Origin of the sequence: Clostridium saccharoperbutylacetonicum N1-4(HMT) (assembly GCF_000340885.1) — a bacterium.
GTDB classification, from domain to species: Bacteria; Bacillota; Clostridia; order Clostridiales; family Clostridiaceae; genus Clostridium; species Clostridium saccharoperbutylacetonicum.
In genome coordinates this window covers 1659530-1684147 of the sequence record NC_020291.1, presented here as the reverse complement: position 1 = coordinate 1684147, position 24618 = coordinate 1659530, and the positions used below count along the sequence as shown (strand labels likewise).

23 protein-coding genes are annotated in these 24618 nt (G+C 28.0%); 3 read left to right on the top strand and 20 right to left on the bottom strand.

Annotation, left to right across the window (positions count from 1 at the left end):
- Positions 1-70 precede the first annotated feature (70 nt).
- The 5 genes from hisB to hisZ all read right to left on the bottom strand — a co-directional run bounded on the left by hisB (position 71) and on the right by hisZ (position 4903).
- The gene (hisB, locus tag CSPA_RS07515; protein WP_015391628.1) at positions 71-658 is read right to left on the bottom strand and encodes an imidazoleglycerol-phosphate dehydratase HisB; all 588 of its coding nucleotides are present in this window, start codon (positions 656-658) and stop codon (positions 71-73) included.
- 31 nt (positions 659-689) lie between these two features.
- Positions 690-1727 (bottom strand): pyridoxal phosphate-dependent aminotransferase, encoded by a 1038-nt coding sequence (locus CSPA_RS07510; protein WP_015391627.1) that lies wholly within the window; start codon positions 1725-1727, stop codon positions 690-692.
- A complete protein-coding gene (gene hisD, locus CSPA_RS07505) occupies positions 1714-3012 on the bottom strand; it encodes a histidinol dehydrogenase (protein ID WP_015391626.1) in 1299 nt (432 codons plus the stop codon). Before hisD ends, CSPA_RS07510 begins: the two co-directional genes overlap by 14 nt.
- A 114-nt stretch (positions 3013-3126) precedes the next feature.
- Positions 3127-3756 (bottom strand): ATP phosphoribosyltransferase, encoded by a 630-nt coding sequence (gene hisG / locus CSPA_RS07500; protein WP_015391625.1) that lies wholly within the window; start codon positions 3754-3756, stop codon positions 3127-3129.
- Position 3757: 1 nt separating this feature from the next.
- Complete coding sequence (hisZ, locus tag CSPA_RS07495) at positions 3758-4903, bottom strand: ATP phosphoribosyltransferase regulatory subunit (protein ID WP_017810774.1); 1146 nt, start codon at positions 4901-4903, stop codon at positions 3758-3760.
- A 179-nt stretch (positions 4904-5082) separates the two neighbouring features.
- Here hisZ and CSPA_RS07490 point away from each other — a divergent pair, with 179 nt between their 5' ends.
- On the top strand, positions 5083-5820 hold the full coding sequence (locus CSPA_RS07490; protein ID WP_390624462.1) for a YoaK family protein: 738 nt from the start codon (positions 5083-5085) through the stop codon (positions 5818-5820).
- 111 nt (positions 5821-5931) lie between these two features.
- On the opposite strand, the gene CSPA_RS07485 is transcribed toward CSPA_RS07490, so the two are convergent.
- The 8 genes from CSPA_RS07485 to CSPA_RS07450 form a co-directional block, all read right to left on the bottom strand.
- Positions 5932-6156 (bottom strand): hypothetical protein, encoded by a 225-nt coding sequence (locus CSPA_RS07485; RefSeq protein WP_015391622.1) that lies wholly within the window; start codon positions 6154-6156, stop codon positions 5932-5934.
- Between the two features lie 283 nt (positions 6157-6439).
- Positions 6440-7597 carry a tRNA uracil 4-sulfurtransferase ThiI gene (gene thiI, locus CSPA_RS07480; protein ID WP_015391621.1) on the bottom strand — a complete coding sequence of 386 codons (1158 nt, stop codon included), beginning with the start codon at positions 7595-7597 and terminating at the stop codon, positions 6440-6442.
- On the bottom strand, positions 7597-8745 hold the full coding sequence (locus CSPA_RS07475) for a cysteine desulfurase family protein (protein WP_017810775.1): 1149 nt from the start codon (positions 8743-8745) through the stop codon (positions 7597-7599). The genes thiI and CSPA_RS07475 overlap by 1 nt, the downstream gene beginning before the upstream one ends.
- A 380-nt stretch (positions 8746-9125) precedes the next feature.
- The gene (locus CSPA_RS07470) at positions 9126-10199 is read right to left on the bottom strand and encodes an HD-GYP domain-containing protein (protein ID WP_015391619.1); all 1074 of its coding nucleotides are present in this window, start codon (positions 10197-10199) and stop codon (positions 9126-9128) included.
- 102 nt (positions 10200-10301) lie between these two features.
- Positions 10302-11108: a RelA/SpoT domain-containing protein gene (locus CSPA_RS07465; RefSeq protein ID WP_015391618.1), complete on the bottom strand. Its 807-nt coding sequence runs from the start codon at positions 11106-11108 to the stop codon at positions 10302-10304.
- A gap of 31 nt (positions 11109-11139) precedes the next feature.
- Positions 11140-11910: a DUF2087 domain-containing protein gene (locus CSPA_RS07460; protein ID WP_015391617.1), complete on the bottom strand. Its 771-nt coding sequence runs from the start codon at positions 11908-11910 to the stop codon at positions 11140-11142.
- 133 nt (positions 11911-12043) lie between these two features.
- A complete protein-coding gene (locus CSPA_RS07455; RefSeq protein WP_015391616.1) occupies positions 12044-12988 on the bottom strand; it encodes a flavodoxin domain-containing protein in 945 nt (314 codons plus the stop codon).
- A 535-nt stretch (positions 12989-13523) separates the two neighbouring features.
- Complete coding sequence (locus CSPA_RS07450) at positions 13524-14993, bottom strand: UDP-N-acetylmuramoyl-L-alanyl-D-glutamate--2,6-diaminopimelate ligase (RefSeq protein WP_015391615.1); 1470 nt, start codon at positions 14991-14993, stop codon at positions 13524-13526.
- Between the two features lie 657 nt (positions 14994-15650).
- On the opposite strand from CSPA_RS07450, the gene CSPA_RS07445 reads away from it, so the two are divergent.
- Positions 15651-16511 carry an AraC family transcriptional regulator gene (locus tag CSPA_RS07445; protein ID WP_015391614.1) on the top strand — a complete coding sequence of 287 codons (861 nt, stop codon included), beginning with the start codon at positions 15651-15653 and terminating at the stop codon, positions 16509-16511.
- Positions 16512-16634: 123 nt separating this feature from the next.
- Here the strand turns inward: CSPA_RS07445 and CSPA_RS07440 are convergent, their stop codons facing one another.
- The 5 genes from CSPA_RS07440 to CSPA_RS07425 form a co-directional block, all read right to left on the bottom strand.
- The gene (locus CSPA_RS07440) at positions 16635-17648 is read right to left on the bottom strand and encodes a hypothetical protein (protein WP_015391613.1); all 1014 of its coding nucleotides are present in this window, start codon (positions 17646-17648) and stop codon (positions 16635-16637) included.
- A 464-nt stretch (positions 17649-18112) separates the two neighbouring features.
- Positions 18113-19252 carry an anti-sigma-I factor RsgI family protein gene (locus CSPA_RS07435; protein ID WP_015391612.1) on the bottom strand — a complete coding sequence of 380 codons (1140 nt, stop codon included), beginning with the start codon at positions 19250-19252 and terminating at the stop codon, positions 18113-18115.
- 1 nt (position 19253) lies between these two features.
- The gene (locus tag CSPA_RS07430) at positions 19254-19808 is read right to left on the bottom strand and encodes a sigma-70 family RNA polymerase sigma factor (protein WP_015391611.1); all 555 of its coding nucleotides are present in this window, start codon (positions 19806-19808) and stop codon (positions 19254-19256) included.
- A gap of 205 nt (positions 19809-20013) precedes the next feature.
- Positions 20014-20154, bottom strand: a complete 141-nt coding sequence (locus tag CSPA_RS30015; RefSeq protein ID WP_015391610.1) for a hypothetical protein — start codon at positions 20152-20154, stop codon at positions 20014-20016.
- 61 nt (positions 20155-20215) lie between these two features.
- Positions 20216-21460, bottom strand: coding sequence for an MDR family MFS transporter (locus CSPA_RS07425; protein ID WP_015391609.1), 1245 nt, complete (start codon positions 21458-21460; stop codon positions 20216-20218).
- Between the two features lie 282 nt (positions 21461-21742).
- On the opposite strand from CSPA_RS07425, the gene CSPA_RS07420 reads away from it, so the two are divergent.
- On the top strand, positions 21743-22315 hold the full coding sequence (locus CSPA_RS07420; RefSeq protein ID WP_015391608.1) for a zinc dependent phospholipase C family protein: 573 nt from the start codon (positions 21743-21745) through the stop codon (positions 22313-22315).
- Between the two features lie 36 nt (positions 22316-22351).
- Here the strand turns inward: CSPA_RS07420 and CSPA_RS07415 are convergent, their stop codons facing one another.
- Entirely contained in the window at positions 22352-23053 is a 702-nt protein-coding gene (locus tag CSPA_RS07415) for a response regulator transcription factor (protein WP_017810777.1), read from the bottom strand.
- 120 nt (positions 23054-23173) lie between these two features.
- Positions 23174-24604, bottom strand: a complete 1431-nt coding sequence (locus tag CSPA_RS07410; RefSeq protein ID WP_015391606.1) for a HAMP domain-containing sensor histidine kinase — start codon at positions 24602-24604, stop codon at positions 23174-23176.
- Between the last annotated feature and the right edge of the window lie 14 nt (positions 24605-24618).

Genomic DNA, 24618 nt, shown 5'->3' with positions numbered 1-24618 from the left:
TTACAGTTTGTTATTTTTCCCACAACTTTGTCCCCCAACTGTAAACTGTAAACTGTGCACTGTAAACTGCCTAAATCCTTCCTTTTGTAGATGGTATTCCATTTTCCTCACTTCTAAACTTTGCTTCCTTAATAGCTCTTCCTAATGCTTTAAACAATGCTTCAATCTTATGATGATCATTTTCCCCATATAAAACTTTTAAATGAAGAGTTATTCCAGCATTGAAAGCAAAAGCTCTAAAAAATTCCACAACCATCTCTGTTGACATTTCTCCTACTTTTTCTCTTTTGAAATCACAATCAAAAACCAAATAAGGTCTATTGCTTATGTCTAAGGATACCAAAGCTAAAGTTTCATCCATAGGAACATAAAACGTTCCATATCTATTAATTCCAGCTTTATCTCCTAAAGCTTCCTTAAAAGCCTCACCAAGAGTTATTCCTATATCCTCAATTGTATGATGATCACATACATCTAAATCACCTTTAGCAGAAACTTTTAAATCCATTTTTCCATTAAAAGCAAATAAATTTAACATATGATCAAAGAAGCCAATGCCAGTGTTTATTTGACTATTTCCACTTCCATCCAAATTAAGTTCCAAATTAATACTTGTTTCTTGGGTTATTCTTTCTCTCTTTGAACTTCTTTCTATCATATTTGCCTCCTAAAATTGTATAATAGAATAATTAATACATAAAAATCTTTGCTATGGCATCTACCACTTTTCTATTCTGCATCGCAGATCCAACAGTTATTCTAAAGGTATCGCCTTTAAGACTTCGAATCACAATGCCATTATTTTCGAGTCCTTTTATTAAAGCATCCTTATGTTTCGTTCTGCCATAAATAAAGTTTCCTTTAGATGGGTAAAACTCGATTTTCATAGCTGCATTTTTTTGAATCTCCTTTAGATTTTCATATAGCGCTTCTCTTTGTTTTACTACTAGCTTTGTATTTTTCACAACATTTTGTGGATATCTCAATACTATAGCTGCTAAATTTTGTGAAAAAGAACTTATTGTATAAGGCACTTTATAATTTAATAATTCCTCTACGTTACCTTCATGAGTAATTAAAAAACCAATTCTCAAGGATGCAAGTCCCCATGCTTTTGAAAGAGTTCTCGTCACCATGAGATTTTTATACTTATTTATATACTGGAGCATAGACTCCCCATGAAATTCATAATAAGCTTCATCCACAAGAACTATTGTATCTTTAAATTCTTCTAATATTTTAATTATATCTTTTATTTCTATACTTATCCCTGTAGGATTATTAGGATTAGAAAAAATAATCAAATCAACCTTTTCTTGCTTTCCGAGTTCTATAAATTCTTCCACCTTAAAATTCATAGTTTTATCAATATTATAGGTTACAAGCTCTCCACCAAATCTTGAAACATAAAAATCATACATTACAAAATCAGGGCACAAACTTAATGCTTTTTTCCCTTGCTTTATCACCCTACTTATAACCAGTTCAATTGCTTCATCAGAACCATTACTTACTATAATATTTTTGCTTTCTACACTTGAATATTTTGCATATAACTCTTTAATTTCGTTCATTTCATTAGTAGGATATCTATGTAACTCCATGCTAGTTAAACAAGATTTCATCTGCCTGTGCATATTTTCATCCATTTCTAGATATATCTCATTACTATCTAGTCTAACAACATATTCATCATAAGCATCGATATACTCATTATACACGCCCATGGTTTAATCTCACTTTCACTGAATTAGCATGAGCTGTAAGTCCCTCTTTATTTGCTAAAGTTATTATCTTTTCTCCATTTTCTTCAATTGCTTCTTTTGAATAATAAATAAATGAAGATTTCTTTATAAAACTATCAACTGATAATGGTGAAAAAAATCTTGCTGTACCACTAGTAGGCAATACATGGTTTGTTCCTCCAAAATAATCTCCAATAGGTTCTGGACAATACCTTCCCAAGAACACAGATCCTGCATTTCTAACCATTCCTAAATATTGCATTGGATCATCTACCATTATTTCTAAATGCTCAGGAGCAATTGCATTAGATATATCAATACACTCTTCAATATTTGCACATATTATTGCTGTACCAAAATCTTTAAGGGAAGCTCTTATTATTTCTTCTCTTTCAAGAGTATTAATTTGCTTTTCCAATTCTACTTCTACTTTTTCATATAAATCTTTGGAAGTTGTTATTAATATTGAAGATGCTAACCTATCATGTTCCGCTTGTGACATTAAGTCTGCAGCAACAAAACTTGGATCTGATTTTTCATCAGCGATAACTAATATTTCACTAGGCCCTGCAATCATATCTATATCAACCTCTCCAAATACTAGCTTCTTTGCAGTAGCAACAAATATGTTTCCAGGCCCAACAATTTTATCAACTTTTTGAATAGTCTCAGTTCCATATGCCAAGGCAGCTACCCCTTGAGCTCCTCCAACTTTATATATCTTATCTATTCCAGCAATTTTAGCAGCTACCCCTATATATGGATTAATTCCACCATCCTTATCAGGAGGAGTAACCATTATAATTTCATCTACCCCTGCAACTTTTGCAGGAATTACATTCATTAGTACTGATGAAGGATATGCAGCAGTCCCACCAGGAACATATACTCCAACTCTTTCTAAAGGAAGTACTCTTTGCCCCAGATAAACTCCCTTATCTTTTGTCATTAAAAAGCCATTTGATTTCTGCTTATTATGATAAGCTTCAATATTTGCTTTTGCTTCTTCTAATGCTTCAATAAAATCATCTTCAACCTTATTAAAACACTCCTCGATTTCATCCTTTGAAACCTCCAAATTCTTTAGAACAATTTTGTCAAAGGCTTCTGTAAAATCAAATAAAGCTTTATCCCCTTCGCTTTTAACCTTTGATAAAATGCCATTCACATTTGATATTATTTCCTGTTCTGTCTCTGCAACTCTTCCTTTAAGTTCCTTAATTAAGGTTTCCTTATTTTCTTTTGTTATTTCCATCAAATTTAACATGGAATAAACCGCCCCCTCTACCTTGCCAAAAATCGTTTTTTTAATTTTTAATATATATTTTTATTAATAAATTAAAATATACTAATTATAATTATCAACATTTCACGTTTTTTGTCAATTATTTATCACTTCTTTAATCCTTTCTATAAAATTTCCTATTTCAGCTTGTTTCATTTTAAAACTAGCCCTATTTACTATTAATCTTGCACTTATTTCACAAATTCTATCAAGTACAACTAATCCATTTTCCTTCAAAGTTGTTCCTGTTTCCATAATATCTACGATACCATCACACAATCCTAGTATTGGTGCAAGTTCAACAGAGCCCTCTATTTTTATAACCTCGACATCCATTCCTTTCTTTTTAAAGTAATCTTTAGCAACCTTTGGATATTTAGTTCCTATCTTAATATGTCCAACCTTCTTGAAAATATCATTTTCAGGTAATGATGCAACTATAAAACCACACTTTCCAAAACCTAAATCTAATACTTCATAACAATTATTATCATATTCTAAAATAGTATCCTTCCCCACAACTCCAAGGTCAGCTACTCCATGTTCAACATAAGTTATTGAATCAGCAGCTTTAACCAAAAAATAATCTATATCTTGAGTTTTATCTTTAAATACAAGTTTTCTTCCTTTATTTTTTAGTTCAGATGGATCAAATTTTGCCTTGTCTAATATTTTTATTGTTTCTTGTTCTAGTCTCCCCTTTGTCAATGCTATGCTTATGCTCATTTTATAGTTCGCCCCCATTAATAATTTTTATTTCATTAATATCATTATTCGGAAGTAATTCAACAATATACCCTTCTTCTCTAAGTTCTTCACTCTTTTTAATTGCTTTAATTCTATCTTTATCATTGTAGTAAATCTTATATTCATTTTCTGTTTTAATACAACTTTCATCTAATTCAAAAGTTGAGATAACCGAATTAATATCTATTGAAAACCCAACAGCTGGCACAAAAGAATTAGCAAATTTTATTAAACCATCATATCTTCCACCTCTTAATAGAGTATTTCCAAGGCCTTCTCCATAACCTCTAAAAATTATACCTGTATAATAATTGAGTCTTGGAACCATTCCCAAATCAAAAGTCACACTTTCACCATATCCCAATTCCTCTAACTGATTATATAACTCTTCAAGATATTTTAAATTTTCAATTATTTCATTATTAAATGCTAATTTTTTTGCTTCACTTATGATTTGTTTATCTCCAAATAGCCAAGGAAGTTTATTGAAAAATTTTTTATATTCTTCTTTAATTTCTAAGTTACCTAAATAATCCTCTAAATTTTTTAAATTTTTTTCTTCAATAAAATTTGCGATTATCTCTTTATCTTCTACATTTATTTTCAAATCATTAAAAGCCCCATTAAATATTCCTATATTACCTATTTCAAGTTTAAAGTCACTTAATCCCAATTTTTTCAATGCTTCCAATGCAAGCACTAAAATTTCTAAATCAGACTTTTTATTTTCAAGACCTATAAATTCTACACCACAATCGGTATATTCATTTCTTTTACCACCTAAGCTTTCATGCACTCTAAATACATTAGAAGTATATCTTAACTTAATTGGAAATTCTACATCCTTTAATTTTGTTTGAACAACTCTAGCTATAGGAATTGTCATATCTGGCCTCAACACCAAAATACGTCCCCTATTATCAAAAAACTTATACATATCTTCTTCTTTTAATGTTTGTGAATCATGGTTGAAAGTTTCATAAAATTCAACAGTTGGTGTAATAACTTCTTTATATCCCCACTTTTCAAATAGATTGTCTATATCTCTTTCTAATTTTCTCTTTATTATACATTCGTTTAAAATCAAGTCTCTTGTTCCCTCTGGAAGCATATTCTTCTTACTCATTTTCCACCCCACTATTATCCATTTATATTTTATCGCTTTAACGTGCTAAACTGTAATTAAATTTATAATATAGTATTTTCTATTGCATGTCAATAATTCTAAAAAATTTTCAAGAAAGTTGATTTTTATATCATCTTTAACTATTATAGTAAATATGAAAACATCATGTTTTCAATAATATGAAAGGAGTAATTATAGAATTGATTACTAAAAATACAACAACAAATAATAATACAAATACCAACGAAACTAAAATGTATCCAAAAATTTCACAATCAGTTAAATTGGGGTTTCTTCTAGCAATAGTTGGTGGATTTTTAGATTCCTATACTTTTATTTGTAGAGGCGGAGTCTTTGCAAATGCTCAAACCGGAAACATTGTTTTAGTAGGAATAGAATTTACTAAAGGACATTTTATGCAAGCATTAATGGCCTTTTTCCCAATTTTAGCATTTATAGTCGGAACTCTAGTTGCAGAAAGAATAAAGGATTTTAGTCCTCCTTCGATTGCTTTCACCATTAATTCCGAATCTATTATTCTTGCTTTAGAAATAGTTGTATTATTTATTATTGGATTTATACCAAACTCAATTCCTGATATTTTTATTACAGTTCCTATTTCTTTTGTTTCAGCTGTTCAAATATCTTCGTTTAGAACTTTGGTTGATTCTCCATATTGCACAACTATGTGCACAGGGAATTTAAGATCAGCTTGTCACTCAGCATATATTGCATTCACTCGAAAAGATGAAAAAGCTGCTGCAAGCACTATGAGGTATTCAATAATAATATTATCTTTTTTGCTAGGCTCTTGCATTGGTGGAATAACTAGCATATGGGTAGGTGTAAAGTCGATTTGGTTTGCATCTGTAATATTAGTTTTCTCTTTAATTTTATTGAGAATTTATGATTCTTGATTCTATTTACATAATTTAATATTATTTATTAAAAAATAATAAAAATAGATTGTCCATATTTAACATTTATCTGTACTGTTGAATATGGACAATCTATTATTTCTTTTATAATTATGCTGGATTTACGCTAAAAAATAAAGCTTTACCAAGTTGAGTATCTTTTATTGCTTGTTTTGCAATTGTAGCAGCTTTTGCTGAATCCTCAAGGCTACAATCAAAAAATAATTTAAGACCTTCTTTTTTTACAAATTTAAATACTTTTTCACCTTCAACTTCGATTTCTTCTACAATCTTTATTACGTCATCTTGTCTCAATGCACAATTTACTATTATCATACTCTTACCTCTTTTCTATTTTTCAAGTTATAAAGTTATGTTTTTTAATTTTATTATAACTATTTTTTATCTAATAGTACATAACATGTTACTACAATGAGCATATCACATTTTTTATATTATTTCAATTTTTTCTATGCAATTATTTATTAAATCCTATGAATTATTATAAATGTTTACATCCTTTATAATAAAAAAACATTTATACAAAATTCAACTTAGAAATATGTATAAATGTTTTATTCTAATTATATATAATGAATAACAACTTTGTTTTTAAATCCTAGAAATTCACAATTTCAATATTATCAATTGCCTTTTCTACTAATTCATTTATATTTAATTTTTCTTCTTCTTTTCTAATTTCATTAAGCTTTGGATTTGTTTTTGGATGCTTAGGTACAAATATAGTACAGCAATCCTCATATGGAAGTATAGAAGTTTCATAAGTTCCTATCTTCCTTGCTATTTCCATAATATCCGTCTTATCCATAGCTATTAAAGGTCTAAATGCAGGTCTATCCGCACAATCATCACTTACTATAAGTCCATCCATAGTTTGACTTGCTACTTGCCCAATGCTCTCACCTGTACTAACAGAGTTTATTCCATACTTTTCAGAAAGATTACATGCTATTCTCATCATAAATCTTCTCATTATTATAGTAAGTTCATCTTCCCTGCACTTATCTATAATCTCCATTTGAATATCTGTAAATGGAACTATATATAAGGTTATTTTTTCAGTATATTCGGAAAGTATTTTAGCTAATTCCTTAACCTTGTCTTTAGCTCTTTCTGAAGTATATGGATGACTGTGATAATATACACAGTTTAATTCTACTCCTCTTTTAGCCATAAGATATCCTGCAACTGGTGAATCAATTCCACCTGATAGCATTAACATAGTGCTACCATTTGTACCATAAGGCATACCTGCTGCCCCTTTTGTTATGTCATTATTAGACCAAACATAAGCATAATTATTTCTGATTTCTATATTTAATAGGATTTCTGGAGTTTTAACATCAACATTTATTTCCCTATCTAAATTAGTTAAAACATATGCTCCAACTTCTCTTGACACTTCCATAGAATTTAATTCAAACTTTTTATTTGCTCTATTTGTTACAACCTTAAAAGTACTACCCTTTGCTTCCTTCATTTTTTGTAAAGCTTCATCTTTTATTGCAGCAAAATCAATTTCTACTTCTCTAACCAAGCATACTTCCAATACTCCAAATACTTTTTTTATTCTATTAATACTTTCTTCTACCTCATCAGTTCTTATAAAATATCTTCCACTATCATGTATAAATTCTGCTTTTATTCCTTCAAGTTTCTTTCCGATATTATCTCTTAATTTTCTTTCAAATTTTCCTTTATTTAATCCCTTTAAAAATATTTCTGGGGCATATTTTACTAAAATAAGTTCTTTCATTATTTCTTAATCCTCCTCAAAAATTTTAATCCTTTTTCTAAAATTTCAATTACATAATTAACTTCTTCTTCTTTATTATCATCTGAAAAAGAAAATCTAATTCCTCCAGCAATTTCATCCTTACTTAAACCTAAAGACTTTAAGACATAGCTACCGCCAATTCTTTCTCTTTCTTTCGATGAACAAGCTGATCCTGTAGATACATATATTCCTGCTTCCTCTAAATAATGAAGTAAAACTTCACCTCTAACACCTATAAAAGATACATTTAAAATATACGGTGAAAAACTATCATTTAATAAGCTGTTTATCCTTATATTGGGAATATTTTTTAACTTTTCAATAAACTTTTCTTTTATTTTCAGCACTTTATCATAATTATCTTTCATATTTTCATTAGCTATCTTACCAGCCAAACTCATACCCATAATTCCCGGTACATTTTGTGTCCCAGCTCTAAAGCCAAATTCTTGTGCACCGCCTTCAATTAATGAAACTAATGCGTTTGGCTTTTTAACATATATAAATCCAACTCCTTTTGGTCCATGAATTTTATGAGCACTTGTTGTTAAAAAATCTATATTTAATTTCTTTACATCAATAGGAATTTTTCCATAGCTCTGAACAGCATCCACATGAAATTTAGCTCTACTACTGGTTTCTCTTATTATTTTACTTATGTCATCTAAATCTTGAATTACTCCAATTTCATTATTTACATGCATTATTGAAATAAGTACAGTTTCCTTAGTTATTGCATCTCTCAAATGATTTAAATCTATCTTTCCTTCTTCATCGACTCTTAATAAGGTCACTTTAATATTATTTTCTTCTAATTTCTTTATTGTATTTAAAATTGAAGCATGCTCAAATGGTGTTGTAATAATATGTGATCCGCTTTTCAATAGCCCTTTAAGAATGAAATTATTTCCTTCACTTCCACCAGAATTAAAATGTATTTCATTTTCAGCAGCATTTATAGTTTTCGCTAAGACCTCTCTACATTCTTTGAGTTTCTTCTCACTCTTTAAGCCTAAATTATGTAAAGATGAAGGATTTCCATAAAACTCCTTCATTCCAAAAGTCACTTCGTTTATTACTTCTTCTAAAGGTTTTGTAGTTGAACTATTATCAAAATAAACTTCCAAAATTATTTTCTTCCTTTCATTTTTTGACATAAGAAAAAATCAAAATATATTTTTCTGATTTTTCTTATAAATTTACTATGTATTTTACACATTTTATTATAACAAAAAAAAATTATCTGTATAGTCCCTTTATTTTTTAGCTCTCCAAAGTCTATCATACTGATTATTTATTTTTCATAATATCCTCACACACAAATAAAGCAGTAAATAAGAAAGCTTATTTACTGCTTTAGAGAGAGAAAATTGTTAAGGGGTTTTATTTAGTATTTATTAGGGTTAACTCTATTATAACACAATTATGACGAATTGGAACACATAATTTATATTTTTTTTCATAATATTTATCAAAATTTATCATTATTTTCGCAAATATTCCAATATTATTTTATCAAATAATTATAATCAATACCCTTAATAACAATATTCTTCAAACTGGAATCACTTAAAAGATCTAAAACTTCCCCATCTCCCCCTACAATTTTTAATATTGGTCTTAATGGATTTTCATGGTTTACTTTCATTATAATGCCCTTTCTACCATCACTCAATCTTACATGAACTCCTACAGAATATGGTTCTATCTTTCTCAAAAAAGCTTTAACCACATCATAATCAAAGCTAGTCCCTACGCCACCCATGATATATTCAATTGCCTCAAATGGTTTTATTGGTTGTCTATAAGGTCTTTTGGCTGTTAAAGCATCATACACATCTGCAACTGTAATTATTCTTCCAAAAATAGGTATCTCATTTTTTTTCAATCCATTCGGATATCCAGATCCATCATATTTTTCATGATGACTAATTATCCCTAAATATATTTCTTTATCTAACAAATCATTTTTTATTATGTAATTTGCACCTAATGTTGCATGTGTTTTTACTATATCAAATTCAATATCAGTTAATTTACCTGGTTTTGAAATTAGTTCAATAGGAATTTCAACTTTTCCAATATCATGCATCAAAGCACATACACCTAAATTGCAAAGCTGTTGCTTATCTAATCCCAATTCTGCTCCTATTGCAATTGATATGACAGTCACACTTAGAGAATGTAAATATGTATCTTCATCGTAGGTCTGCAAATCAGAAATTCCTACAGTAACGCCTTTATTTTTACTAATATTTTCAACAAGTTTTTCAGATATTTTCTCAATTTCTTTTATACTATTTTCATCCAAAATCTTATGAGTGTTTTCGCAAACATCAAATATTTTTTTAATTGCAAATACTGATTCTTTTCTTAATTTGTAATCTAAAATCTCATTATTTCTTCCGTCTTCAATATAAACGCCAACAATACCGAACTTAACTAAATTATCAATATTATCTTTTGTTAATATAGTTCCTTTTTTAAATAGCAAGGCTTTTGATTTCATTTTAGAATCTAGTTCTATATCGCAAGCCAGTTCCATACCACTTTTCAATTTAAATTGAGGCACATAAATCATTTAAATACCCCCTCTCAATACTCTTTATATATAATTATATAAAGACTAGCTATTGTCGGTCAAGGAAATTAAATGAATCGTTACTAGTTATAATTCATACTGCTAATTTTGTATTTTGTTGTTTTTTAATTTATATATTTCTGCTTTTTGTTTCTCTATTATTTTTTTATAATTTGTCTCTTTTTCTCCCCATTCCTTGCTTAAATTGTTGATTAAAGATGCCATTTCATCTGCACTTCCTACAATTCTATTAAATAATAATAAGTTTGATTTCAAAATTTCTGGAATTTCATTATGTGAATATCTTAATCTATGATCAATTTCTCCATAACCTTCTTCAAAAATCGTTCTAACCTGTATTTCGGCAATAACCTTTTGATTCGTTGGATAAAATTCCACAAGATAATGAACAGATCTATATCCAGATGCTTTCGATCTTACCTCAATACTAGGATCATCAAAAACTTCTATGTTATCACCATCTCTAACATTAGCTGTAATCTCAATTACATTCCAAGTCTTAGAAATAAATTCATGTATTCCCTGCCATTGATCCTTAAAAATATGAATAACCCTAATTCCTATTAAGTCATTTATTTCATTTTTATAGTTTTCTACTGTAAATTCAAAATCACTTCCATATTTACTCTTTCTATCTTCTGTTTTTCTTATAATCTTCTCAATTAATCTATCTGGATCCTTAATTCTGGATTTAACTGAATGTACCATATTTTCTGATCTCAATATATTAGCTATAAACTCTGCTTGACTTTCATATGAATTTTTATATTCCATATAATCTTCGTAAATTTCCTTAAGATTATCCACATTTATATTGTGTTTTAAAATAGTTTCTTCTGTTCTAGGATACTTGGATAAAAATCCATGCATACTAAATTTTTTATCCATCTATATATGCCCCTTTATTTTTAATTTAAATTTATTCTTTTAACCAATAACTGCTACAATCTTTAGCTCTTTCAATAAAACCATACTCTATTAACGCCCTTCTTATTGTTGCATAATCTTCATACACTCTTTCAAGGATCCTATTTATTTCTTTTTCTGAATAAGTCTTTCCATTTGTAAAATTCTTTGATATCTCTTCTAAGACAATAATTTTTTTCTTTTCCTTAGCAGGATAGCTCTTCAAAGCTTTATTTTCATCCATATATGTGTTAATTACATTTAATTTTTCTTCATCAGTTATATTAAACCTATCATCTATGGTAGTTGCTGTTTTATGAGGATCACATATAATGCCTTTATCTAATTTATTAATCTTCTTATTAGTATTTTTTGAAAGTAAATCCATCATGGCTAAGAATAATTTTGCTTGCTTTTCCTTTTCTCTTAACTTAAATCTATGATTTCTTATAGTTGATTGTGCAACTCCAAGCTCTGCTGCTATTTCTTTATCCGTTAACCCTTGAGCTATTAGTGTTATTAACTCTCTTTGTACCTCAGACACGCCTGTGAAATTTGAATTCATTCTAAGTAAATATTCAAGCATTGAACCATGTTTTTCTTGAATATGTAATTCTGCTGCCTTTCTTGCATCATATAATTTTGAATTCACTTCAAATATGCGTCCTTTTTCATAAGCTTCTTCACATATAATACATCTATAATCATTTTCAGTTTCAATATAACCCTTTTTTACTTCATCTATTCCAGCACTCCAAAATAATTCATTCGACTTAATATCCATAGACTTTAGTTCCTCTCACTTTTTAATCTATTAATTATTATACTATATTTTAATACAATATCTATATACAAGTAAACCAACTCTATATAGTCACGTTGCTGATAATTATAAAAACTACATAGCGCCTTTTTTATTATGCAAAATAATACTGCTTTGAATCAAATCCTTTATTTTTAAAATCTGTATTTAAAAACTCAAATTGTTCTGGAACAACCTTTATCAAATTCATGTTTATTGGAATATTATTCAAAGTTTCCATTTTTATTCCTTTAAAGCTCATCCCTTCAATATATTCCTCACTTAAATAAGGAATCAGCATCCCCTTCCCTGATACCTGCAGCCCTTTAAGATTACTCATAGAAGTGTAATTATTAAATATAGCTATACACACATTTGAATTTTGTAATAATCCCTTAAATTTAAATCCGCCTTCACTAATAAAATAGAAATTATTTTTATAATATATATGTTCTATTGGTGTATTTCTAATAAAATTTCCACTTCCAGTTGAAAGAGTACAGGTATTATGACTCGTAATAAACTTATTAATTTCATTTATTAATTCTTCCCTTTCCATTTCTTGTTCAGGCTTATTTAAAATTCTTGCTAATCTGCTTGCTAATTCAATTGCTTTTTTCTTATCAAAATTCCCCATATCCTCGAATTTCATATTTGTCTTTTTAAAAAAATCCATTAAAATTATTTTATCTTCTTCAGTAAGCTTATCAATTCTCAATTCTCCTTGAACAAAATCTACAAACTCTGCCTTTTTACCAATACAATTTTCAATAGATTCTGCATATTTAGTAATATCTTTGCACGATAATCCAACTCCAATAATAGCTACATTTTTAGTTACCATATTATTTTTTTCAAGCACTAAATATTCTTTAAGCTTTTTTCCAGTGTTATATCCATAAAACCCAAATACCAAGACTATATTTTTATATTTATTAATTTCCAGTGGAACCTTGCTTACATCAACACTTCTTGAATTTCCTAAAATTAAAGCAATTATGTCCGCAGCCCTTTTAGCAGTTCCATAATGACTTTCACTAATAATTAATGTATTTCTCATAGATCTTCATTCCTCTCCTTCTAATATAATTAATATTTTAGACCATTCCTTTATAATATATCTATATACTATAATTAGAATTAATAATACTTATTACAAAAAATCTCTACAATCTAAAATTGCAGAGATTTTTTAACTTTTTGAATTTAACTTCTAAACCATATTATTATAGATATCCAAATTAATAATTCAACTTATAAATATAATATATATGTATTATTGAGAAATTATAATCGTAATACTACACTAGAAATCAGATACATTTTTCTGGAAGCAGGCATGTGAAATTGAGCTGATGATGGTTCTTAATAGGGGCTTGTTTCATTTTCAGCTTGTCCAAAAGTGAATGTCCAAATTTTATATTTGGAAGCATGAACTTTCTCCTCGGGGATTTTACATCTGGAACATGCTGAAATGACGACAAGCCGCCATTTAGAACTTTCCAGCGAAAATTTCACTAGTCCTGTGGAAGATAAATGTATCTGATTTAAGTAATTGTTGCATAAGTCTAATTTTCGATTTGGATATCTTTAATTTATCCTAAAATTTCTTTAACGATTTCCCTGTCGTCAAAATGTATCTTTTCATCACCTATTATTTGATAATTCTCATGACCTTTTCCTGCTATTATTAACAAATCCTCTTCTTTTAAAAGCTTTAAGCCTTTTTCAATGGCCTTTCTTCTATCTGCAATTTTTTCATAGCTTGAATTTATTTTCTCCATTCCTTCTTCTACATCTTCAATAATCTTTTCTGGATCTTCTGTCCTTGGATTATCAGAGGTTATTATACAATAATCTGATAAAATTCCAGCTGCCATTCCCATAATCTTTCTCTTTGATTTATCCCTATCTCCACCACAGCCAAATACAGTTACTAATCTTCCATCAGTAGTTTCTCTTGCCATCATTAATAATCTTTCCAAAGCATCTGGTGTATGCGCATAATCAACTATTATATTTTTATTTAAACTGTTTGTTACCATTTCTAATCGACCTGGAACATATTTAAGGTTAGATAATGCACTAATAACATCACTAATATCCATTCCAAGCCCTAAGCAAGCACCTATTGCTGCTAAAGCATTATAAACAGTCACTTTCCCTGGAATATTAACTTTTAAATCTTTCCCTGACCACCAAGACCAATTCATTTCTTTAAACTTAATCTTAAAGATAACACAATCATTTTTATATCTAATATCTGTTGCTTTAATATCAGCTTCTTTATTTATTCCATAAGTTAAAATCTTACAAGTTGCTTTTTCTATAATTTCTTCTGCAATCTTATCATCTAAATTAATAACTCCTATAGAACATTTTCTAAATAATTTCATTTTTTCATTTTTATAATTTTCCATAGTACCATGTTCATCTAGATGATCTTGAGATAAATTTGTAAATACACCAACATTAAAGTCACAATTTTCAACTCTATACTTTGCCAACGCAGAGGACGTAACTTCCATTACTACATTTTCAGCACCTTTATCAATGAACTCTCTAAACAAACCTTGTAACTCCAATGCTTCTGGTGTTGTTGGATTTATTTTTTGTATACTTGCCTCTTTATTTTCAAATTCATAGCCTAAAGTACCTATTACAGCTGTTCTCTTATTATATGCTTCTAGTATATCTTTGATATAATGAATAACCGTAGTTTTTCCATTAGTCCCTGTTACTCCAACTAAATTAATCTCTTTTGATGGCTTATTATAAAATAAGTTTGCAATACTTGCTAATGCCACTTTTGAATTATCTACTTTTATTACAGTTATATTTTCATTATTAACTTGTATTTCTTCCTCAATTATTATTGCTAAAGCGCCTTTTTTTATTGCTTCTTTTATATAATCATGTCCATTCACATTTGCCCCATTTATGCAAACGAATATTGAATCTTCTTTTATTTTTCTTGAATCATAACTAATATTTGAGATATCTATATCAACACCGCCATTAATCACTTCGTACTTTATATCCTGCAATAATTTATATAACTTCATTGTTTTTTCCTCCAAATATGTTTTTACCATAATATAATTATATTCAACATTTTCGCAATAAATAGTGCATATATTGCTTGAAATATTGCAAAAAGTGCTCTATCATTTAAATTGACTATATATGTGCCAATTATAAATACTGACATAGATATCCAAATTAAAAATCAAACTTATAAACGGAATATGTATGCATCATCGAGAAATTATAATCGTAACACTACACTAGAAATTAGATACATTTTTCTGGAAGCAGGCATGTGAAATTGAGCTGATGATGGTTGTTAAGCAGAGAACCCAAATCTGTGATTTGGTGTGAATCGCTTACTCAGCGAACGAAAGTGAGTCGAGTTTCCTCTATGGCTTGTTTCATTTTCAGCTTGTCTAAAAGTGAATGTCCAAATTTTATATTTGGAAACATGAACTTTCTCCTTGGGGATTTTACATCTGGAACACGCTGAAATGACGACAAGCCACCATTTAGAACCTTCCAGCGAAAATTTCACTAGTCCTGTGGAAGATAAATGTATCTGATTTCGCTAATTGTTGCATAAGTCTAATTCTCGCTTTGGATATCTATAATTCCAAGGATAAAGTTCAATTAATTGATAATTGGAATGCATATAGAACTTATATATAAATTTAAAAGGTGATTGCTATATGAATAAAGATTATATTAATAATAAATCTGGCTACTTAAATAGAGACTTTCAACTCTTTCATTTAAAGGATAAAAAAAATCAAGAATTTGAATTTCATTACCATGACTTTAATAAAATAATAATTTTTCTCTCTGGAGATGTAACTTATTTAATTGAAGGTAAGGCTTATAATTTAAAACCTTGGGATATTTTACTTGTTAATAACCATGATGTCCATAAACCTATTATTAATCCAGCTAAAACTTATGAAAGAATCATTATTTGGGCTGATTCAAATTTTATAGATAATCATAGCTATGAAAACTGTGATTTATTGACATGCTTTAAATTAGCAAACGAAAAGAGTTTTAATCTCATTAGATTAGAAACAAATTTTCAAGACAATATTAAATTTATAATTGAATCTCTTGAAAACTCCTTTAATTCAAATAACTTTGGCAGCAAGCTTTTAAGTAATTCATTATTTATCCAATTGCTTATATATTTAAATAGAGTTCACCTAGATAATGCATATATAAATGATGAAAATTCTCTTAACCTTAAATACGATAAGCAAATAGAAACAATTTTAAAGTACATAAATAATAATTTATGTGAAGATCTTTCCATAGAAACTTTATCTCAAAAATTTTACCTTAGTAAATATTATCTTATGCACAAGTTTAAAAGAGAAACTGGATACACTGTTCACAATTATGTGAATCAAAAAAGGCTTTTACTGGCTAAGGATCTTATTAAATCAGGAGAGTCCATTACTAAAGTTTATGCACTATGTGGATTTAATGATTATTCATCCTTTCTTCGTTCCTTTAAAAATATGTTTAATAGATCACCTAGCACTTTTTCTTCTAAAAATTAAGCATAAAAAAACTACCTCAAAGCATTATTTTACTTTGAGGTAGTTCTAACCCATTTATTTTCTTACCACTTCTATATCCTAATATTCATAATTATTATTCTGTTCTTCATTTAAATTCAAAGTTTAATTCTTAGCTACTTTAGTCATTTTATCGAAGCCTTGAATTTTGACATTTATTTCAGAAAGAATTTTAGACATCATATTTTCACTTTCCTTATTAAATAAAACTGCTTCTAACTGTTCATTTAATAAATTAACTTTAGCAGTTAACTGTTCAATTTTTTCTTCTTGTTTATTAATTATTATGTTCTTAAATACTAATTCGTCTTTTAATTCTTTTAATTCCTTTAATTCTTGATTAAATAGAGTTGCACTGTTAACAAGCTTTTCACTTGATAGTTCTTCTCCAATTCTTATTTCTACATCTTTATATATCTTGCGTTTAATAATATCAAAAACTTTATTTCTATTACCATATTCAACATAAGATATTATTTTTGAATCGAATTCTTTAAAACCGTTAGATACTCTAAACAATATATTATTTAATACATTCAATAACTCTATACCAGTTCCAAACATATTGTTGCTTTTATCACATATCATAAAACTACTAATCTTTTCAGAAACGTCACCTATTATATTTAAGTTCTCATTTCTATCATTATATATATCAAAGAAAGCCTGTTGATTACCACTCTTATCATTTTTTGCTTCTAAAATAATCCCACCTGATTGTCCATTCTTTTTCATTACATAAGTATAAAATTCTTTCAATAATTTTTTAGCTGCTCTTGAATATGAATCTGACATATCTCTTTTAACAGTACTAGTAACTATTGAAAATTTGAAATCCTTAAATAATGATGCTAATTCACTTGCAAATTTTGTTCTTTCTCTCTTATTTATCCCTCTGTAAACCTCTTCTTTAAGAATCATATCATCTAAAAATACATTAGTACCACCACTAAATACCTTATTCTTATACTCATCCAACTTCATTTTAAGTTCACATTCATAATACTTAGAATCACCGCAATAATCGCATTCAAATACTACCCCAACCATCGTGAAATTCTCATCTTTGTCTGTTAAAAACCCATTTTCATTAACAAACATAATGTATTTTTTACCCATATGCCACTCTCCTTTTACAATTACTACGTAACTATATCTGTTATTTTTCAATTAGTATATCGATGCTTATGAGGACACATCTATACTATATTAAAAATGTTATCTTAATAACATTAATAAACACTTATGTTAACGTCTTTATGCAAAGGATGTCTATTTTATACCATAACCCAAATTAATTATCATAAAACAATTATCCCATTTTAACCACCTCCTATAATTATATATATTATATTCTACAAATATTAGAAATTTCCTTTATAAATTTAGTATAAATTTAATAATTAAATATTATTTAATATATATTTTATTATTATTGATAATTTATAGTAAATAATATCAAATCATTTTCTATAACACCCTTATAAATTTATGTTATGTGGTAAAAAAATAAATTATTCCTAAAAAATAAGATAACCCACCACTATAAAGCAGGTTATCTTATTTCTTTCAGCTATTAACTGTTATTTATTATTTCCTTTATTGCTGCTATTGCTTTTATTGTTATTTTCTGACTTTGAGGAATTATTGTTACCTTGAGCATTTGCATTACTATTATTCTTCTTTTCTGAAGTTGAATTAGCATTGTTGCCTTGCTTTAAGTCATTCTTAACTTCATCGTCCTTTTTACCATTATTCTCATTTGTTTTAGAAACACCATTATTTTTTTCCTCTTTTACATTTGAAGTTTTATCTGAATCAGTTGTATTTTGTGTTGAAGTGCTTTGCTTATCATCATTTTGAGTAGTTGTTTCACTATCCTTACTTACATTTTCACTATCTGTTGCTGTACTTTCTAAATTTTCTTCATTTTGTTTGTTAGCTTTTCTTAATTCATTAGTCTTTTTCATGATCTCTTTAACAGAACTTGATTTGTAATCCTCAACTTTTATTGATGGATCCAATTCTTGAAGTTTTTGTATAAGATTTAACTTTCCAGGTGTAATTCCAAGCTTTCTCGCTTCATCTCTTCTTTGAAGTGCCACCTTTTCAGCTTCAACTGTTGCATCAACTTCATTATCTTCTAAAGTTTTATTAACTACTTCTTTTACAGTTTCCTCTAACTTATCCGCAACTTTATCTTTGTCAGAAGCTGTAGCTATTTCGATACCTGATGTACCATCTTCTTTTACATATCCATCTTCAATAGCATTAGTAATTATTGTACTTACAGCCTTATCAACATCAGTTTTAATTAAGTTTGTGCCTTCTAATACTTTTTTTCCATCTTCATTATAAGCTTCAGCTGACACAACCTCGTTAAAAGTATTAACTCCTAATTCTACACTTGGATTTATATCCATGCTAACATATGCTACTGGAGTAGTTTTTGCATATGCAAATCCCCCTCCTCCTAAACTTAAAATTAACGCTCCTGATAATGCTAGTGCGATTTTTCTTTTCATAATTAATCCTCCTAAAATATTATAAATTTTATCTTTAAGTGTTTTATTTTCAGGCTCATATCCTGCTTTTTTCATTATGGATTGTTCAATTCTTCTTTTTGTTAAAATACTCATTTGTATTTTAATTTCATCATCTAATAGCAAATTTGTCTCTTTTATATCTAATTCATCTAATTTTGCAAACAATTTATCTTCCAACTTATATAATACCTCCTAATAATTTTTTTAATTTTCCCATGCATCTTGATACCTTTTTATCAATAGTATTAACCTTAATCCCTAGTTCCTTAGAAATATCTTTTGAACTTTGGTGTAAGTAATATTTTCTAATAATTATCTCACCATCTGGTTCACCTAAAGATTTTATGGCATTAATTAAAATAGAATTGTTTTCTTTAGTAACTACCGAAGCTTCTACATGATTTTCTATACAGAATAAATCTTCTGAAATATCTTCTAAAGGAATATAGTTATTATTTTTATTTTTTCTATATAAGTCTATTGCTTTTCTTTTGGCTACCACTGCTAAAAAAACTTTTATAGATCCCTTTTCCAAATTGATCCTATACCTATTTTGAAATATTGCTAAAAAAACATCACTTACACATTCTTCTATATCCTCCTTTGAATATATCCCTGAAAGTTTATTAAATATTATTGTATAAATAAGCGGCATATATTTTTCCATCATAACCTTCAGACCAGCTTCTGGTTTTGTATTTAAAAGGTTAAGTAATTCAATATCTGAAATCAAAATGCACCTTCTTTCAATCTTAAACTTTTAATTTTTTCCTGTGCCAATATTGGAAGAGTAATATTTTCTTTTATACTATTCATTTCGTAATAATAATTTTAAATCTGACAACACTAATTGAAATATTATAATTAAAAACTGTTTTGTGTATATAAACTCTCTAATCTACTTATGAATACAATTAATTCCAACAAAAAAGAGCCTTTTAATTAGACTCTTTTCGTACAGGTTTATATTTTGATTTTGTTTTATCTTCTGGATTTGTATATTCATAATCACCATTTTCTGTTTTTTTCAATCCTAGAGAAGCCATTTGCTTTTTGGTAACCTTTCGTTTATTTGTCATAAAAGCGCCTCCTTATATGAAATATGTTTACCATATAAGAAAAATTTATTCTAAACTAAATTTAACAAGCAACTTCTCTATGTTTCACTGCCTTTTTCTTGCTCTTTAAATTATATATGTGTAATGCTATCATGAAACCTACCCCAACAGCAACTACAACAAATACTAATGTCCATACTTTATTCAAGCCATAGGAATCTATGAATCTTCCAACTAGTGAAGTGGCTAAAGAAATTGAAATAGCATAAGTTAAATTACTAACTGCGCTAATTCTTGCTCTGAAATTTTTAGGACTGTTATTAGCTATATACACACCATTATTGGTTGATGCTATAACTTCACCTATTGACCAGATTATGGTTGAAATTATATATAGAAAGAAGGAATTTCCTATTATCCCTATCATTCCAAAGCCTATTGCATAAAAAATTCCTGCTAGAATTATATTAACAAGGGTTGTTAATCTTCTTGTTATTGTGATGATTATAACAGTTAAAAATATTACAGTCAGCGCATTTATACTCATTAAATATCCAAACTTTGTGGTACCCTCAGTTCCAAAAACTTCATTTAACATCATAGGCATTGAAAATGAAATTTGGGTATATGCAAAACAATAAAACATGTTAAATATCATAAAAAGTGTTAATTGTGGTCTTTTCAATAAGATTTGAAGCAAATTACCTGTTTCTTCTTTTTCCTTTGAATTTTCATCTTCTTTCACATTAAGTTTAGGTTTTGTTTCATCTATATAGATATAAAAAATTATTATTGCAATAAATGAAGTTAAAGCATCTAATATAAACAGAAGTGAAATATAATTATTAAACAAAAATCCCGCTACAATAGGTCCAACTGCAACTCCTATATTTATTCCTAAATAAGTCAATGACCCTCCAATTTGTCTTTTTTCTGGTGTTAATGCATCAGCAATAATAGCTGAAAGTGTTGGTCTTACAAAACCATTAAAAAATGCTGAAATGATTAACAATACAACAATGATTATAGGATTTTTTATAATTCCACAAATTAATATAGCTACTGCTGCTAATCCCTGACCCACAAAATAAGTTTTTCGTCTGCTAATCTGGTCTGCAAATTTTCCTCCTAAAAGTGCTGCAGGCATTGAAACTAATGACGTTATCATTACAATCACACCCGTAATTGAATAAGAGAAATTTAATTTTTGTGTTAATAACAAAGATAAAAATGGAAATACAAAATCCCCAAACCTATTAATTATCTGCACGAAAAATAGAGCATATATACTTCTCGGCAGCCCTTTATAAGTGTTAAAAATATTCATTTATAGCCCCCCCATTTAGTTGTCTATTACAAAAAAAAGCGTCGTAAACACGCACTTTAAAGTATTACTATGCATTATACACTATATTCTAAGCCAATAAAAGGTTAATTTTGAATTATTTATTTTTTCTAAATTTTATAATAATTTTAAATTTTCTTTATATTATCTTTACATTTATAATGTAAATATGTATTATAAAATATATAGTTTCTAAAATTCTACATTTTTCTTTCAAAATCGCGTCACGAACGAATTATTTTAATACTAAAGGAAGGATTAATTATGAAAGTAAAAACTCATGTTAAACTAGGTGAATTACTCCTAAGTAAAAATATAAACATCATTCCCAAAGGTTTCTCTAAATTTATGTTTAACTTTGGATTAATAATGGTTGATCAAAGCTGGCATGTTAAAACTCACCCTCATTATATGAAAAAATCTTTGTCCTATATAAATAAAAAAATAGAAAAACTTATTTCAGTGAAAAAGTTTGATGCATTCTCTTCCTTACAATTAGGAATTGTAGTTCATTATCTATGTGATTTCTGTTGCCACTCTCACATTTCTGGTTCAATTGGCAATATTCCATCACATTTAAAATACGAACGTGAATTACAAAAATATTTACTTAAGAATTTTGATAAATTAAGAAATCAATTTAATTCTAAAACAAGTTCTTTAAATTTAAATAATTTATCTACACTAAAAGCTTCAATTGATGATATATTATCTAATTACTCCAAAGGACAGGCATCTTATTTTTGGGATATCAAACATTGCTTCGAATTAACATTTTTAGTTTGTTCTTCTGTTTTTAATTTAAACTATTCAAATGAATCCTATAATATGATATAGCTAAATTTAATAATAGATTCAAAATATAATTTAAAATTATATTTTGAATCTATAACCCGCTCCCCATACGGTTTCTATGTATTTAGGATTGCTACTATTTTCCTCAATCTTTTCTCTTATTCTATTAATATGTACAGTCACTGTAGGAACATCTGCAAGAGAATCCATTCCCCAAATCCTATCTAAAAGAGCTGTTTTAGAAAAAACTATATTAGGATTTGTTGCAAGAAATAATAATAGTTCAAATTCTTTATTTGCAAATTTAATTTCCTTATCTTCAACATACACCCTCCAAGCCTTTGTATATATCTTAAGCCTTCCAAAATTCATAACCTCAAGCTCTGAAAGTTCCTTCTTTTTTTCTATTGTAGTTAATCTATCATAACGTGAAAGATGCGCATTTACTCTTGCTACAAGTTCACTTGGATCAAAAGGCTTAACAATATAATCATCTGCGCCGATTCCAAGACCTCTAATTTTATCTATAGATTCTTTTTTTGCTGTAACCATTAATATTGGTATCTCTTTATGCTTTCTTACCTCTTTACAAATTTGGAAACCGCTTTTACCTGGAAGCATTAAATCCAGAAGTATTAAATCAAATTCTTTATTTAATGCAAGATTCAAGCCTTCATCTCCATTCATTGCAATTTCTATCTCAAAGCCACCTATTTCTAAATAATCTCTCTCTAATTCAGCTATAAGCTTATCGTCTTCTATAATAAGTATTTTTTTCATTTTTATCGCTCCCATAACACCCATATATTAATAATCTCGTTCTTATATATTTATTGTTAAAAATCAAACAAAGTTGTATGTATTTATAAGTTTATTCAAAAAGAACTCCTTTATACCAATTTATTCATTATAAATTGGTAATGTTATAATAATTGTAAGCCCATTATTATTTTCAGCTCTAATTGTTCCCTTATGTGCTTTTACTATATATTCCGCAATAGAAAGGCCAAGCCCACTTCCTTCACTAGGGTTAGATCTTGATGCATCTTCTCTAAAAAAACCTTTAAATAAGCGTGAAAGATTTTCTTCTATAACCCCTGGACCATCATCTTGAACTATTATGACAAGTTCATCTTCCTTTTTATCTATTTTAATTTTAGCATTTCCAACATCTTTCCCTTTATATTTTACACTATTCTCAAGTATATTTGCTAACACTCTGTGCATTTCTTCACAATCAATATTAAAATATACATTATCCTCACAATTATTTTCATAACTACAATCAAGACCTTTTACTTTAAATTCATTAACAACTGTATTTAAAAAACTTAAAAAGAAATCATTACAATTCACTTTTTCAAAAATAAAGGGAAATTTTCCTGTATCTAATTTAGAAAATAAAAATAATTTATCCACTAGCATATCCATATCACATGCCTTACTATAGATAATTTCATGATACCTTTCACATTTTTCAGGCGTATTTGCAACTCCATCCTTTAAACCTTTTGCATATCCTTTTATTGTTGTTAGTGGCGTTCTTAAATCATGAGATATTCCAGCAACCAATTCTTTTCTGTCCTCTTCATATTTTAACTTCATATCTATGGATTCTTTTAATCTCATTCTCATTTTATCAAAATCTGCACAAACCTTAGAGAATTCATCTTTACCATCATAATTGATTTTAAATTCAAGATTTCCTTCCTCTATTTGTCCTGCACCATAACTCAATAAATCTAATGGCTCAATTAGGCTTTTAGCCACACGTGATGATAATATACCGTTAGTTAATGTAATTATAATTAATGCTATTATTAATACAACACTTATATAACTTATAAAAAAAGCTCTCATATCCGACTTAAATTGTTGTTTGCTCATAAACTTATTTGCTTTGATTGCAATTATATTAATGCGTTTTCCATCATTAAGTATACTATTTTTTATTAAACTAATAGCATTTACCTCAAGTACCATTGAATCTGATGAAGATAATATATCCTCATTAATTTTAGATATAGCATCTTTATCATCATATGTTAGATTTGAGAATACAGTAGCCCCATTATCAGTGATTAATAAATTGTAACCTGCATTTTTTAGACTCTCCTCTATTTTCTCATTGTCTACATCTTTATTTTTTATATAAGAATCCAATGCCTTTTGTACCTTATATGTCCCAGTCCCTTCATTAATAATTCTTATTTTTTTGCCATATTTCTCTGTAAAAGCTTCTAATAATCCACCAGCAATTACCACAATTAATATTGCAGGGACTACTAACATAATAATATTTGAAATAGCAAGACGCTTTTTTATCATCATAATAATATCCTCCT